At 67.6% G+C, this 15088-nt stretch carries 13 protein-coding genes; 3 read left to right on the top strand and 10 right to left on the bottom strand.

Features of this window, described 5'->3' with window-relative positions; all coding sequences use genetic code 11:
• Positions 1-58: 58 nt before the first annotated feature.
• Positions 59-613: a TetR/AcrR family transcriptional regulator gene (locus OHA18_RS11175; protein ID WP_329003915.1), complete on the top strand. Its 555-nt coding sequence runs from the start codon at positions 59-61 to the stop codon at positions 611-613.
• 69 nt (positions 614-682) lie between these two features.
• Positions 683-2509 carry an ABC transporter permease gene (locus OHA18_RS11170; RefSeq protein ID WP_329003914.1) on the top strand — a complete coding sequence of 609 codons (1827 nt, stop codon included), beginning with the start codon at positions 683-685 and terminating at the stop codon, positions 2507-2509.
• On the opposite strand, the gene OHA18_RS11165 is transcribed toward OHA18_RS11170, so the two are convergent.
• The 5 genes from OHA18_RS11165 to OHA18_RS11145 form a co-directional block, all read right to left on the bottom strand.
• On the bottom strand, positions 2466-2963 hold the full coding sequence (locus OHA18_RS11165; protein WP_329003913.1) for a DUF2867 domain-containing protein: 498 nt from the start codon (positions 2961-2963) through the stop codon (positions 2466-2468). The genes OHA18_RS11170 and OHA18_RS11165 overlap by 44 nt on opposite strands.
• Before the next feature lie 10 nt (positions 2964-2973).
• Positions 2974-3504 (bottom strand): TetR/AcrR family transcriptional regulator, encoded by a 531-nt coding sequence (locus OHA18_RS11160; RefSeq protein WP_329003912.1) that lies wholly within the window; start codon positions 3502-3504, stop codon positions 2974-2976.
• Between the two features lie 31 nt (positions 3505-3535).
• Complete coding sequence (locus tag OHA18_RS11155) at positions 3536-5902, bottom strand: GH116 family glycosyl-hydrolase (protein WP_329003911.1); 2367 nt, start codon at positions 5900-5902, stop codon at positions 3536-3538.
• 110 nt (positions 5903-6012) lie between these two features.
• Positions 6013-7227, bottom strand: a complete 1215-nt coding sequence (locus OHA18_RS11150; RefSeq protein ID WP_329003910.1) for an MFS transporter — start codon at positions 7225-7227, stop codon at positions 6013-6015.
• Positions 7224-7670 carry a MarR family winged helix-turn-helix transcriptional regulator gene (locus tag OHA18_RS11145; RefSeq protein WP_329003909.1) on the bottom strand — a complete coding sequence of 149 codons (447 nt, stop codon included), beginning with the start codon at positions 7668-7670 and terminating at the stop codon, positions 7224-7226. Before OHA18_RS11145 ends, OHA18_RS11150 begins: the two co-directional genes overlap by 4 nt.
• Positions 7671-7784: 114 nt before the next feature.
• Here OHA18_RS11145 and OHA18_RS11140 point away from each other — a divergent pair, with 114 nt between their 5' ends.
• Positions 7785-8771 carry a LuxR C-terminal-related transcriptional regulator gene (locus tag OHA18_RS11140; RefSeq protein ID WP_329003908.1) on the top strand — a complete coding sequence of 329 codons (987 nt, stop codon included), beginning with the start codon at positions 7785-7787 and terminating at the stop codon, positions 8769-8771.
• Between the two features lie 10 nt (positions 8772-8781).
• Here OHA18_RS11140 and OHA18_RS11135 read toward each other — a convergent pair whose 3' ends face one another.
• The 5 genes from OHA18_RS11135 to OHA18_RS11115 are packed head-to-tail and all read right to left on the bottom strand — an operon-like array spanning position 8782 to position 14984.
• On the bottom strand, positions 8782-10422 hold the full coding sequence (locus OHA18_RS11135) for an ABC transporter ATP-binding protein (protein ID WP_329003907.1): 1641 nt from the start codon (positions 10420-10422) through the stop codon (positions 8782-8784).
• Positions 10419-11570 (bottom strand): serine hydrolase domain-containing protein, encoded by a 1152-nt coding sequence (locus OHA18_RS11130; protein ID WP_329003906.1) that lies wholly within the window; start codon positions 11568-11570, stop codon positions 10419-10421. The genes OHA18_RS11135 and OHA18_RS11130 overlap by 4 nt, the downstream gene beginning before the upstream one ends.
• The gene (locus OHA18_RS11125; RefSeq protein ID WP_329003905.1) at positions 11570-12463 is read right to left on the bottom strand and encodes an ABC transporter permease; all 894 of its coding nucleotides are present in this window, start codon (positions 12461-12463) and stop codon (positions 11570-11572) included. The genes OHA18_RS11130 and OHA18_RS11125 overlap by 1 nt, the downstream gene beginning before the upstream one ends.
• Positions 12460-13437: an ABC transporter permease gene (locus tag OHA18_RS11120; protein ID WP_329003904.1), complete on the bottom strand. Its 978-nt coding sequence runs from the start codon at positions 13435-13437 to the stop codon at positions 12460-12462. Before OHA18_RS11120 ends, OHA18_RS11125 begins: the two co-directional genes overlap by 4 nt.
• Positions 13437-14984, bottom strand: coding sequence for an ABC transporter substrate-binding protein (locus OHA18_RS11115; RefSeq protein WP_329003902.1), 1548 nt, complete (start codon positions 14982-14984; stop codon positions 13437-13439). Before OHA18_RS11115 ends, OHA18_RS11120 begins: the two co-directional genes overlap by 1 nt.
• Between the last annotated feature and the right edge of the window lie 104 nt (positions 14985-15088).

The following is a 15088-nucleotide window of genomic DNA, read 5'->3' as shown; positions in this document are numbered from 1 at the left end:
ACTCGCGATTCCGGGCACCAAAAACAATCCGTACAGACGTCCTGATAGTTTGCTCTTTGTGCAGGTCAGGAGGGTTGCGGACGGCCGTCGGCTGCGCGGTGAGCAGCGGCGGAGCGAGCTGCTGCAGGCGACGCTGACCGTGATCGAACGCGACGGAGTCGCAGGTGTGAGCCATCGCGCGGTGGCTTCCGTGGCCGATGTCTCGGTCGCTTCGATCACCTACCACTTCCCGACGCTGGACGACCTCCTCGTCGCCGCACTCCGCTCAGCCGCCGAGGATCTGGCCGTCGAGCTAGAAGGCCGGGGGAGCGAGCTGGGCGCGCGCCTGGCCGACGAGCTGGCGCGGTTGATCGAGCACAGCGTCGTACGGCGACGTGGCCGGACGCTGGCGCTCTACGAGCTCTATCTGTACGCCGCGCGTCGGCCGGAGCTCCGTGAGGCAGCCCGCGCGTGGCTGGAGCCGTTGACGGAGATCGCCCGGACCTTCACTGCGGATCCGCAGAAGGCGCGCCTGCTGGTGGCGGCGCTGGATGGGTTGCTGATGCAGGCACTGATAGGTGCGCGTGAGGTGGACAGTCAGGATGTCGCCGCGCTGGTGGAGGTCCTCAGGTAGCGCACGAGCTACCTGTGGCCGGGTGCTCACGCCAGAGCGCGCGGCTGTCGCAGCAGGTTGGCTGGGCGCATGCTGAGGTTGTCTGTCGGAGCGCTAAGAACCAGATGGCAGCTGTTCGCCGGTGCGGTGGTCGCTGTCGCGCTCGGGGTCGGGCTGGTGCAGTCCGGGCTGCAGATGCTGGCCGCCACGGACCATCCGGAATTGCCGGCCGGGCTGTCGGCGTACCGGCGTGCACAGGTGCGAGAGGGGTACGTCGGCGCTGCGACGCTGCTCGGGATGTCGGTGGTGCTGGCCGTGTTCCTGAGCGTGTTCATCGTCAGTACGACGTTCGGCTTCATGACGGTGCAGCGACGGCGTGAGTTCGGGCTGCTGCGCCTGGTGGGAGCGCAGCGCGGTTACCTGTGCCTGATGGTGGTCATCGAGGCCGGATTGCTGGGGCTGGTGGGCAGCGTGGTCGGACTGCCGCTCGGGGTGGTGGCGACTTGGGCCCAATCGTGGCTGCTCGTGCGGCTGGGGATGCTGCCGGGCTGGTTCGAGGCGCCGTGGGATCAGAGTGCGGTGTGGGCGGCGATGGTCGTAGGCGTGAGTACGGCGTTGGCCGGAGTGCTCGCCGCGGCCTGGCGTGCGTCGCGGGTCAATGCACTCGACGCGGTCGTGGAGGGGTCGGCCACGCGGCGGGTGATGACTGGCTGGCGATGGTTCTGGGGGCTGTCGGCCGCATTCGGCACGGTGGTACTGGTCATCGCGGCGCAGGCGGCCCGGGATCTCGTTGCCGGGTTGATGATCGGGCTGGTCGTGATGATCAGCGGGTCCGTCGCGCTCAGTCAGTTGAGCCCGATCGTCGTACCGCTGGTCGGTCGCGTTCCCACGATCGTTGTCCGAGGCAACTTGATCGCCGACCTGGCCCGGGCCGGCGTGCTGCATGCGGTACGGCGGAGTGCGGCGACCGCGGCGCCGTTGATCGTACTCGTCGGGCTGGTCGTCGGACTGTGGGGAACCTTCGGGTCGCTGGCGAAGGCGGTCGGCGTCGAGCAGGAACGTCTGATCACCGCGGATGTTGTCGTCGACCATGCCGTCGCGCCGGGTCCGGGGATCGTGGCTGCGTCCGCGCAGACCGCCGTACCGATCACTGTCACGCGCGGGAAGAGCACGGTGTACTCGGAGGCGATCGGTATCGATACGGCGGCGTACCAGCAGACGCACAAGCTGCGGCCGCGGAAGGGGTCGCTGGACCGGTTGACCGGACGGACGATCGCGATCGGGCCCGGGATGGCGGTGGAAGGTTACAAGCTCGGGTCGGTCCTGAAAGTTGCTCTCGGCAACAGGAGGATCGCGGTCAAGGTGGTCGCGATCATGCCCGAGACGCTGGACGTCAGCGAGAACTTCTTCATCCCGCGGAGCCTGCTGCCCGCGGGCGGGCGGACCGAGACGTTGGTCAAGCTCGCGCCCGGCACGGCGATGGACGGGCAGACGGTCGAGGAGTGGGCGAAGGGGCGCGGCGAGGTGCAGCAGCGGAGCAACTCGGGGTTGTTCGCTGCGCTGATGGGGTTGGCGGGCATCTTCACGGCCGTCGCAGTCGTCAATGCGGTCGTGATGTCGACGGCCGACCGGCGGCGCGAGTTCGCTCTCGGGCGGATGGCCGGCATGACGCGTGGGCAGGTCGTCGCGGTCGCCGTGGTGGAGTCCGCGACGGTCGTGGTGGTCGGCGTACTGCTCGGAGCTCTCGTTGCCGCGGCCGCGCTGGCCGGCATCGCCGCAGGGCCCTATGGCCTTGCTGCGTTGGCGATCCCGTGGCGGCTGCTCGGGCTGATCTTCGCGTCGGCGCTGGTGGTCGTCGGGACGGCGGCCGCGCTCACCGCTTATCGCGCGACGTCTCGCCGGCTCGGCACATGCTGAGCAGGACGATGTGGTGGAACGGGCGGATCAGGTTGTAGTAGAACCGGCCCGCCGGACGCAGGTACCGCACGAGGGTGACCACTTTGAACGTGGCCGGGTGCTCGTTGTCGGTGAAGAACGCGAGGTAACCGATCAGGTGGTTGTCCGAGATCTTCAGCAGCAGATAGTGGTCCTCTTCGCCGCGCTCGACCGTGAAGAACGCGTTCTTCTCGCCCGGCGTGAAGCTGACTGTCTCCGGCTCTATCCGGCGCGAGTCCGGCATGGTCGCCGTCTCGAGGCGAAGCACCGCCGCGACTGCGAGCCGGGCCGCGAACAATCCCTTGACCCACAACGGACTGTGGCTCAGCGAACCCGCGATGAACTCCCGCAGCGTCACGTCACCGCGCGCCGTCTTCACGTCGATCTCGTCCACGACCGGCACCAGGTCGTCGAGTTCGTGCAGTGTGGTCGGCATCTGCCGCTCCCTAGTCGATGAGGCGCAGCGTGAGGTCGTAGATCTCCCGCAGCTCCGCCCGGTCGATCGAGGGCAGCACCTGCTCGGCCCCGATCAGAATCAGATACAGAAGTTGCGCGAACCGATCCGGATCGACGTCCGCGCCGATCCCACGGCACAACTCCTTGAGGTACGCCGTCCGCGCCTCGTCCACCCGCTCCTGCGCGGCCCGTACGTCGGGGTCCTGCAACGCCCACGCCCGGACGGCGATCTCCAGCGCGGCAATGTCCGGATCGGCCAGCACGAGCCGCAGCAGGTGCTGCAACTTCGCGGCCGGCTTGGCGTTCTCCTGCTGGATGGTGTCGATCAAGCGGGTCGTGTACTGCGCCTCGAAGAACTCCATCAGCGCGGTCTTGAAACCGCCCGCACTCCCGAAGTGGTGGTAATACGACCCCTTGGTCACCCCGAGCTGGTCGGTCAACCGCTCGATCGTGATGGCCGGCGCCCCTTCGGTCGCCAACAACTCGAGCCCAGCCTCCAGCCACTCCGCCCGAGTCACCATGGCGCCGACCATACCATACGGTTTGGTATGGTCAGCTGGCCGTGACGGGGATCTCCTCGTCGAACAGGTAGACGGACGTGATGTGGGCCTGGCCCTGGCGGGTGGTGAGGGTCCGGGTGGTGGTGTCGAAGGTGCCGTAGGCGTTGCCGGTGGACCAGAAGATCTGGTGCGTGTCGGGGAGGCGCGGGGCGAAGCGCATGACGCCGGTGTGGGCGTTGTAGTCGAAGCCGGTGAGGGCGATGACTGCGCCCCAGCTGGCCATGGCTCGCGCGTAGTGGTGACCGCATTCGGCTTCGTCGTACGGGTTGCGGCGTTCGCCGTCGTACCGCCGGCGGATGTTGGTGATGACCTCGAGCCCTTCGTCGACGAGCCCCTCGGTGATCAGGCCGACGGCGAGGATGTGCTCGAAGCCGGTCATCACCTCGGTGAAGTACGGGAACGGGCGCTCGGGGCGGTTCCCGCGCGGGTAGCTGCACATCAGTACGGCGGACTCGTCGTCGCCGAGAACGTAGCTCCGCATGTGGTTGAAATGCCCTGCGAATCCGGCCAGCCCGTTGTAGGACAGGATGCTGCGCAGCGTCGTAGCCACACGCTCCTCGTCGAGCAGCGTGCCCAGCTGTGTCAGCCGAGCGAGATGTTGTCCGACGAGCTGGTCGACAAGACACCCGTCGCCCAGCTGCAGCACGGGATGCGTCGGATCCGCGGCGCCCATCGTCTCGCGCAGTCCAGCGGCCACATCGTCGGCCGACGCCGGCGGCCGGATCTCATGCCGGTAGTACTCGCCGTTGAACAGCTGCTCGTCCATCCACGCACTGCCGTGCTCGAACAGCTTCCGGCACTCGACGGCCAGGTCATCGCCGAGGTACGTCGCCATCTCCTCGCACGCCCGCAATGCGGCCAGGTACCACGACTGCATCTGCGGATTCGGGCCGTAGTACTCGACGTCCATCGTGTTGTGCTGACAACCCTCCATCACCCCGTCGCGGTCCGCGTCCCAGCCGCCCGGGATCCAGCAGAACTCCAGCGCCCGCCGCGCCGCCGGCCACAACGAGCGCAGCAGCTCGTCGTCGCCACTGAGCCGCCAGTCGCGGTACAGCTTCACCAAACATCCGAGCTGACCGTCCGCCGCCGCAACCCGCCAGTCCCGGGTGCTCGTCTCCAGTGGCAGACCGACCCGGAAACTCATCAGCCCCTGATCATCTGTCGCCTGCGCAAACTCGACCTCGCGCAGCGATCGCGCGATCTCGCCGAAGAGGAACGGCGTCGCCTGCTCGTAGTTCCACACATGCGTGCAGCTGCCGAAACAACTGCCGACGTGATCGGAGCAGCCTTCCCAGCCGAAGAACCTGCCGTCCGGCGTACGGAAGACGGTCTGTGTGCGGAGCGTGCTCAGGTTGAACAGCGCCGCCTCCTTGACCTGATCAGGCAGGTCGCTCGACGTGAAATCGTTGACAAAGGCAATGGTTCGTCGTTCCAGCGAGTCGAGCTGGGGTGCGAACCGGCACAGTGCGGTCCACGCATCGTCGGACAGCGTCGTGTAGTAGTTGCCGACGATATCGGGCTTCTCCCACGCGCGACGGTTGGGGAAGTGCCAGGCGAGCAGGAAGGTGAAGCGCTCGCTGGAGCCGGCGGCGATCGTACGACGATCCGCGACCGAGGCGATCGGGGTCGCGGACTCGCTGACGCGTTCGTCGAGGCGCCCGTCCGGGGTGAAGTCGTCCCAGAAATCCAGCAGGCTGTCACCCCAGGTCCGATCGGCCCAGCCGGTACGACGGGTGACGTCCTGCCCGTCGAGTACGGCGAGCGCGATCGAGCCGAACTGTTCCGCGCCCGGATCGACACCGCGACTGCGCATCAGTACTCCCTGAGCAGCCGTTCCATCGTCCGCCGGCGTGTTGTAGTTGCCCGAAGCAACATCGGCTGTCCCGTCGCGACCGATGAAGTTCTCCAAAGCGCCCGCCAGCGAAACAGTCAAGGCCTCGTCAGTGCGATTCGTGACCACGAAGCGCAGTACGGCGACCGGCCACGAGCTCGCCTCGACGTCGGTGGGGACGAGCGGGTTGAAGGCTTCCAGCGCAACGTCGACCGGTACGTCGTCGTCGCGCAGCTCGAGGCGCGCGAAGGGATACGTGGTCGAGAAGGTCGCGGCGCGGAACCGAGGCAGACCGTGGTTCTGCGCGGCGCTGCCGTGCGCACCTTCGTACTCACTCAGATCCAGCGGACCCTCCACCGCCCGGGCGGTGATGTCCCCGGTGGCGGACGAGGTGCGGATCGCGAAGAACGCCGTACTCGGGCGGAAGCCCTTCGCCGGGCGGTTCACGATCTCCCAGTCGCGGAGGTTGCCGCGGCCGCCGAGGCTGACCGTGCCGGTGCCGATGCCGCCGAGCGGTAGGGCCATGCGACGGAGGTTGCGTCCGGTGTACGTGCGCAGGATGGGCCACATACCTACCGACCCTAAACGCGAAGACCCGCCGGAGAAATCGATCTCCGGCGGGTCGGGTAGACCAATCAGGCGTCGGCGACGGTCAGCGCCTCGGCCTCGACCTCGGAGTGGTTGGTGGGGACTCGCAAGTGCGACAGCGGCTTCCAGCCGCTGGCCAGTACGCCGACCGCGAGCAGCACCGCGAAGGCGCCGACGTAGAACGGCAGCTGGATGTTGAACTCCTCGCCGAGCTTCCCGGCCAGCCACGGCGCGACCGCACCGCCGGAGAACCGGACGAACGAGTACGCCGCGGACGCCGTCCCGCGCTCGACCGGGGCGGCCGACATGACAGCCTCGGTGATCAGGGTGTTGTTGATGCCCAGGAAGAGACCGGCCACGACCACGCCGATCGCGAGCACCGCCTTGTGGTGGGCGAACAGCCCCATCACCGCGAGGTCCGCGCTGAACAGCAGCAGCACGGTCATCGCGACCGGCAGCGTGCCGAACCGGCGCTGCAGCCGCGGCGCCACGAACACCGAGGTGAACGCCAGGCACAGACCCCAGCCGAAGAAGATCAGCCCGATCTGCCGCGCCGACATCGCCAGCGGGAACGGGGTGAACGCGAGCAGCGTGAAGAAGCCGAAGTTGTACAGCAGGGCGGTGACGGCCACAGTCGCCAGCGACCGGTGCCGCAATGCCTTCAGCGGCTCGAGGATCGACGTACGACGGGCTTCCGGCGGCGAGGCGGGCAGCAGGAACGCGGTCGCGGCGAGCGCGATCGTCATCAGGACGGCGACGCCGAAGAACGGGCCGCGCCACGAGATCGTGCCGAGCTCACCGCCGACGAGCGGACCGGCCGCGATGCCGACACCGAGGGCGGCCTCGTACAGGATGATCGCCTCGGCGACCGAACCGGCGGCCGAGTTCACGATGGTGGCGAGGGCGGTGGCGATGAACAGCGCGTTCCCGAGGCCCCAGCCGGCCCGGAAGGCGACGATCATGCCGATGCTGTTGGACAGGCCGGCCAGCGCGCTGAAGACGACGATGATGGCCAGACCGATCAGCAGGGTGCGCTTCGCGCCGATCCGGCTCGAGACCGCGCCGGTGATCAGCATCGCGACACCGATGACCGCCATGTAGCTGGTGAACAGCAGCGAGACCTGGGACGGGCTCGCGTGCAACTGCTCGGCGATCGGCTTGAGGATCGGGTCCACCAGGCCGATGCCCATGAATGCGATCACGCAGGCGAACGCGACCGCCCAGACGGACTTGGGCTGCTTCAGGAACGACGACTTGCTCACCGGGGCGTGGCCTCCAATGGTTCGAGGGTGAGGAGTTTGTGGATGATGGTGACGGCGGCCTCGAGAGTGGTGAGGTCGGTCGCGGGGAGCTGACCCAGCTGCGATGCCAGCGCGACGCCGGCCTGGTGCCGGGCGCTGCGCAGCTCGGCGAGGCCCGCGTCGGTGAGGCTGATCAGGCTGGCGCGGGAGTCGGCCGGGTCCTGGATGCGGTTCACCCAGCCCTGCTCCTCCAGCCGCTGCACCAGGTTGGACATGGTCGGCTGCGAGCACCGATCGGCCCTGGCCAGCTCGCTGATCCGGGCCTGGCCGAGCTCGTCGAGCCGCCCGAGCACGCGCATCGCGGCGTGCGGCAGCGTGTTCACGTTCCGGGTGGCGAGGCGGGACAGCCGCGTCGACGCGACCACCATGTCTTCACCGAGCCGAGTCAGGTCTGTTGGGATCACAGCTCCAAATATACATAGGAATGCTATGTATCTCCACTGGAGTGAACGAGATCACTTGGCAACAGGGCGTAGCCGGGGGATAGTGCAAGCTCCGGCTGGCTGGAGGGGGAGAACATGCCGATCGGAAAATCTGCGGTGTCGTCGACCGGGTCGCTCCGGATCGACGCGGAGACGGCGATCATCCTGCGCGAGGCGTTCCACAAGATCGAAGCGCTGAACCGGACCGACCACCATGGGCTGTACGACTACGTCCGCGGCGTCGCCTGCAAGCTCGCCCGCGTCGATACGTTCTACGTCGGGTTCCTGCAGGGATCGAACCGAGTGCGCTTCCCGTACGGGTACGACAGCGGCAAGTTCGACGATCCGGCGACGCACACGTACGGACCGAACGGGCAGACGGCGTGGTTGCTCAAGCATGGCCAGACCTATCGGTTCGCGTACGACAACGGCGACGTGCTGAACGCGGGCGTGCCGTGTGGCGACACCAGCAAGCAGTCCGCGGACGCCGTCACCGTGCCGCTGTTCCGTCAGACCGGTCAGCTGTTCGGCATGGTGTCGATGCAGAGCTACGCGCCCGAGTGCTACGACGACAACGCGGTGCGAGCGTTCGAGTGGCTCGCCCAGATGGTCGCCAGAGTGCTGGCCCGTGAGGACGAAGACCGCAAAGCGCTGCGTCTGCTCCCGGCCGGCGAGGACACCCCGAACGTGCTCACCTCCGACCACGTCATGGAGTACCTGTCCAACCGGATCGCCTCGCTCCGCACGATGGCGGGTGACGCACTGGACGCCGGTGTGATGGCGGATGCGGTCAGAGACCGCTTGGCGCAGTTGATCCGGACCGCGGAGCAGACGCAGTCCGAGCTGATCGAGATGATGCTGGACGTCGACGAGGGACCGGAGCACCGCTTCACCAGTCTCACCCGCGCACAGCAGGGCGTCGCACTACTGCTGGTCGAGGGCTACGACAACGACCAGCTCGCCACCGAGCTCGGCATCAGCCTCAACACGGTGAAGTCCCACCTCAGCACGATCCTGCGCAAGTACGAGCTCGACAGCCGAGCGCAGGTCGCTGACGACGTACGACGCTATCTGGCCCGATAGCCAGCCGTCATCAGGCGACGGCGAGGGTGTGGCCGGGGATGGCGGCGATCAGTTGCTTGGTGTACTCCTCGCGCGGGGACTGGAAGATCGTGTCCGGGTCCCCGGACTCGACCACTCGCCCCGCGCTCATCACATAGACGTGGTGGGACACCAGTCGTACGACGGCCAGGTCGTGACTGATGAACAGGTACGAGAGCCCGAGCTCGTTCTGCAACGAGACCATGAGGTCGAGGATCTGTTCCTGTACGAGCACGTCCAATGCGCTGACAGCCTCATCCATGACGACGAGTTCCGGGTTCAACGCGAGGGCGCGGGCGATGGCGACGCGCTGCCGCTGACCGCCCGAGAGTTCGTGCGGGTAGCGGTCGGCGAACGAGGCCGGCAGGGCAACCTGGTCCAGCAACTCGGCCACTGCCTTCCGGCGAGCTGCGGCGTCGCCGATCTTGTGCACCCGCAGGGGTTCGGCGACGACCTGTTCGATCGTGTACCGCGGATCCAGCGAGGCGTACGGGTTCTGGAACACCGGTTGGACGGAGCGGCGGAACGCCATCAGCTCCTTGCCCCGCAGCCCGGAGATGTCGGCGCCGCGATAGCGAACGGTGCCGCCATCGGCGTCCTCGAGTCGCAGGGCGAGACGGGCCGTCGTGGATTTGCCGGAGCCGGACTCGCCGACAATCGCGACGGTCTGGCCGCGCGGGATGACCAGGTCGACGTTGTCGACGGCCAGGAACGGGTCGGTGCGGCCACGGATGCGGTACTTCTTGACGGCGCCCGTCAGCTCTAGCAGGTTCTCCCGCGCTGCATCGCCGTCCGCAGGGCGTACGGACGCCACCTTGGCACTGGCCATGCCAGGCGCTGCTGCCAGCAACCGGCGGGTGTACTCGTGCTGCGGATCCGCGATGAGTTCGGCGGCCGGACCCGTCTCGACGATCTCGCCGCGATACATCACCGCGACACGATCGGCCCGCTCCGCGGCCAAGGCGAGGTCGTGGGTGATCAGCAGTACGGCGGCTCCGAGCCCGGACGCGAGCTCGCCCATTTGGTCCAGGACGAGGCGCTGCACGGTCACGTCGAGGGCAGAGGTCGGCTCATCGGCCAACAGCACCTCGGGCCGGCACGCGAGCGCCATGGCGATCAGCACCCGCTGCCGCATGCCGCCGGAGAACTCGTGCGGGTACTGGTGGAATCTCGCCTCGGCATCGCCGATACCCGCCTCGCCGAGCAGACGGACGGCTTCGGTACGGGCGGCCTGCCCCTTGGCCAGGCCGTGTACTTCGAGTGCCTCGACGATCTGCGCCCCGACCTTCATCACCGGGTTGAGGTTCGTCATCGGGTCCTGAGGGACCAACCCGATTCGGCTACCGCGAATGCTGGTCATGGCTCGCTCGCCGGCAGCGGTGAGGTCGAGTTCGCCGAGCATGACGGTGCCACTGGAGATCCGGCCGTTGTCGGCCAGCAACCGATTCACGCACGCGACCAGGGTGGACTTCCCGGAGCCCGACTCCCCGACGATTGCGAGCGTCTCGCCCGCGGCGATGTCGAGGCTGACGTTGCGGACGGCTTCCACCTCGCCGTGCGAGGTGGTGAAGGTCACCGACAGGTCGCGGACCTCCAGGACCGGCTCGCGGGCCGGTGCGGGGGTGGTGGTCATCGTTCCTCACTCGCGGTCGCGGGGCCGGGATCGTCCTGATCGAGCAGCTGAACGGCACCGTCCAGCAGCGCCGCGTGAATCTCGGCGCCGGGGACAATGCCGTCGGCACCCTCGGACGGCGTCCGGCCGAGGGTGCCGTAGAGCCGCATGGCGCCGCCGGCGATCACCACCGGACGCTCGAGCCCGATGGCGAAGTACGTGCCGGTGAATCCGCCGTGGTGGAGCAACGTCAGCGGGCCTTGGGCGGTCAGGATCTGCATCCGGCGGAATCCGACCGCCTGCTCCGGCTGAACGGTGGTCGGAGTTGCGAATCGCGCCAGTACCTCGCGGCCGAACAGGTCTCCGTCCCGCACTGCGGCGCCCAGCTGCAGGAGATCGTCGACCGTACTGAAGAGACCGGCATGACCGGCAACGCCGGCCAGCGCATGCGCCGCGTTGCCGTCGTTGACCTCGCCGCGAAGACTCCGGTCGCGCCACCCGTCGTACGCCGAAGTTGTGAAGGGGACCGGGTACGGGCGGCCGGTCGCAATCATCTGGAATTCGTAAGCGTCGCTGTCTGCACTGGTCGCGGCTTGCTCAGTGGGAATCGGACCGTAGGAGGCGTTGAGCGAAAGGGGTTCGGCGATCAACTTCCGGAATGCTTCCGCCTGGCTCAGCGTCGTGATGCGCTCGATGATGAGCCCGGCCAGGATCAAGCCGAGATCGGAGTACTTCCAGGTGGTCCCCGGCGCGGTGGCGAGGGGCAGCGTCTGCGCACGGAGCAGCGCGCTGTCGCGGTCGCCCGGTTCGCAGTACAGCGGCCACCATGGCTGGAGCCCGGCGGTATGGGTGAGCAGTTGTACGACGGTGACATCGTCGCGGAACTGTGGCAGGTAATGCCGGGCCGGCGCATCCAGGTCCAGCAGGCCTTGGGCGACCAGGCACATGGCGAGCGTGGTCGTCGAGGCAACCTTCGTGACCGAGGCAAGGTCCAAGCCCAGTTCGCGAGTCATCGGAACACCGGCGGTGCCGGGACCTGGCAGCACTGCCCAGCCTCCGGCTTCGACCTGGGTCTTCGAGCCGATCCGTACGCCGATGATGGCGCTCGCCGGCCGGTGGCGCTCGTCGCCGAGACCGAGGAGCCTGTCGACGGTAGGACGCGCAGTCATCAACGGCCTGCCGTCTTCGGGTCGAGGGCCGCGCGCAGGCTGTCGCCGAGAAGGTTGAGGCCGATGACTGCCACGATCAGCGCGATGCCGGGGAACAGCAGCATCCACGGAGCGACGCTGGACAGCGTCTGGGCGTCGTACACCATGCCACCGAGCGATGCGGCCGGCGGCGGCGTACCGAAGCCGAGAAAGCTCAGTGAAGCCTCGGTCAGGATCGCCCAGGACAGCGACAGGGTGACTTGGACGACCAGAATGCCGCGCATGTTAGGGAGGACGTGCTCGAACAGGGTCGAGAACCGGCTGCGGCCGATCGCGGTCGAGGCCAGAACGTAGTCGGCGGTGCGCAGCGTCAGCACGGGTCCGCGAGCGACGCGAGCGAAGATCGGCAGGTAGACGATGGCGATCGAGATGCTGACCGTCAACCAGCTGCGCTTCAGCGTCGCCGCCAGGGCAAGTGCCAGCAGCAGCGACGGGAAGGCGAACAGGACGTTGGCGACGACGCCGACGATCCGGTCGACGACTCCTTGGTAGTAGCCGCCGAGTACGCCGAGGACGGTACCGGCGATCGCGGCCGCGGCGACCGAGACGATTGCTATCCGCAACGAGTTCGCCAGTCCGGACGCGACGCGCGAGAAGATGTCGCGGCCGAACTGGTCGGTCCCGAACCAATGGGCCGAACCGGGGGGCTTGAGCGAGTCCGCGACGTTCTGGTGCGCGGGGTCGGCGGGGGTGAGGCCGAACAGCGACATCAGTGCCAGGACGAGGACCAGCAGCATCAGGACCAGGCCGGCGATGCCCGTCGGGGTGCGGAAGGCTGTGAGCCAGGCCCGCTTGCGCCGCGTCGACTCGATCGGGACGTCCGGCACGTTGTTCAGCTCGGTCGCGGCGCTCATCGGACCCGCGCCTTCGGATCGACGAGGCGGTAGACGAGGTCGGTCAGCAGGTTCACCAGGACGAACATCGTGGCGATGATCAGCACGGTGCTCTGCACGACGGCGTACTCCTTCTGGTTGAGGCCCAGCAGCACCTGGCGCCCGATCCCCGGAATGGCGAAGATCTGCTCGGCCACCAGCGCGCCGCCCAGCAGGAAGCCGAACTGCAGGCCGGTCATGGTCACCACCGGGATCAGGGCGTTGCGCAGAATGTGTCTGATCTGCAGGCGTCGTTCGGGCACCCCTTTGGCCCGCGCGGTGCGGACGTAGTCCTCGGCGCGGATGGCCAGGATCGCGGTCCGCGTGGTCTGCAGAACGGGTGGAGCGATGCTGATCCCGAGCACCAGGACGGGCAGGATCATCTGTTCCAGGTTGAGGCCCGGGTCCTGGGCGAGCGTGCGGTATCCCTCGCCGTTGGGGTACCAGCCGAGGTTGTTCGCCAGCCAGCTGGCCAGGACGGTGGCCAGCAGGAACGACGGAACGGACAAGGCCAGCAGACTGCCCAACTGGGTCAGGGTGTCCCGCGACTTGCCGGGTCGGCTCGCGGCAACCACACCCAACGGCACACCCAGGGCGAGACCGACCAGAATGGCCAGGACGGCCAGTTCGAGGGTGTTCGGCAACGATTGCGCGGTCAGCTGCGCCACGCTCAGGTGCGCATTGGTGGAGACGCCCAGGTTGCCGGTCAGGACCCCTCGAAGCCAGTCGAAGTACTGGACCGGCAGCGACTTGTCGAGCCCGTAGTACGCCTCCAGCGAGCGGACCTGGTCGGGCGACAGTTCACCGGCGGCAGTGCCGTACGACGCGGTGATCTGGTTGCCGGGCACGACCCGCAGGAGCACGAAGGTCAGAACGGACACGCCCACCAGAGTCAGGACGGCCTCACCGACCCGTCGGGTGATGGGATGGCGCGCCAGGGCACGGAGGTGCTTCATCAGGACAGCGAGGCCTTCCAGAGCGTCGACACGCTCGCGTCGCTGCGCGCCTCGAAGTCCTTGACCTTGGCATTGAGCGCGATGAATTCCTTCGGCGTGAACAACCAGACCCAGGCTGCGTTGTTCACGAGCTGTCCGGACAGGTCCTTGTAGATCGCCTGCCGCTTGCCGGTGTCGGTGGTGGCGATGCCTTGGGCGAACAACGTGTCGAGCTCCGGCGAGCTGTAGCCGGCGACCTTGTTGTAGCTGCCGTTGGACGTGAAGTACCGGGCGTACATGGTGTTCGGGTCCGCGCTGCCGCCGTTCTGCGCGATGGCGGCCTCGAAGTCTCCCGCGAGCCACTTCTGCACGTAGGTGTTCGAGTCCAGCGTCTGCACGTTGACCTTGATGCCGACCTTGCCGAGCTGCGCCTGGATGTTCTGGGCCTCGTTCACCGCAGTGGAGTAGAGGCCCTGCGACGTCATCAGGTTCAGCGCGAACCCACCGGGCTTACCCGCCTTGGCCAGGTAGTCCTTCGCCTTCGCGAGATCCTGCGTTGCGCAGGGCTGGGAGTTCGGGTCGGACTTGAACTCGGGCGAGGTGATCGGACCGGTGATGTCGCCCGCACCGAGCGCCGCGGAGTCGACCACTTCCTTGCGGGAGATCGCGCACTGGATCGCCAGCCGGGCGTTGACGTTGGTCAGCGCGGGGGACGTTGCCCGGAGCTGCAGCACGTGGTACTGCAGCGAGGAGACGGTGTCGACCTTGACCTTGTCCGACGTCGCGGTCTTGGCCGTCACCGGGTTGTCGAAGACGGCGACGTCGACCGATCCGGTCTTCAGCGCCGAGACCATCGACTGGTCGTCGGGAATGATGCGGAACTCCAGCTTGGCCGCGCCCGGCTTGCCCGCGGCGAAGTCCGGGTTCCGCTGCAGGGTGATCGACTCGTTCGGCGTCCGGCTGACGAACTGGTAGGGACCGGAACCGACCGGCTTCGTCTCCAGGTTGTCGACCGCGACGTCCGAGGGGACGATCCCCGCGTTCACTCCGGTCAGCCCGACGGGGAACGATGCGTCGGGCTTCTTCAGCTTGACCACGACCGTCTGCGGGTCCGGCGCCTGGACGCTCGCGACCGAGGCGAAGTACGACCTCGAGCTGGCCTTGGAATCGGGGTCCATGATCTTGTCGAAGGTGTACTTCACATCGGTGGCGTCGAGCGCGGACCCGTTGGTGAACTTCAGGCCCTTCTTGAGCGTGAAGGTGTACGTCATGCCGTCGGCGGAGATTTTCGGGAGGTCCGCCAGGCCGGCGACCGGATTGTGGTCCGCGTCGGTGTCCAGCAGGGTCGAGTAGATCTGCGAGAGCACCTGGATAGACTGCTCGGAGGTGCTCGTCCACGGGATCATCTGGGTCGGATCCGCCGTGATTCCGAAGACCAGCGTGGCGTCGGAGCCGGCCGAACCGGTGCCCGGGGAGGAGCTGCCTGAGCACCCTGCGACCAGCAGGGTGGCGGCGGCAACCGCGGCGGCGCTGAACGCGCGACCGCCGGTGCGGCTGACCTTGTACACGGGGGCCTCCTTGGCATCGGGTGGTGTTGCTGCTGCGATCGAACGCCCGGGGCGGCGGCGCCGTCTCGACCCTAGGTCAAAAACTTCCCGAGCTGATATCCGGT

Source organism: Kribbella sp. NBC_00709, from assembly GCF_036226565.1.
Lineage (GTDB): Bacteria > Actinomycetota > Actinomycetes > Propionibacteriales > Kribbellaceae > Kribbella.
This window is presented reverse-complemented; position numbering and strand designations above follow the sequence as displayed.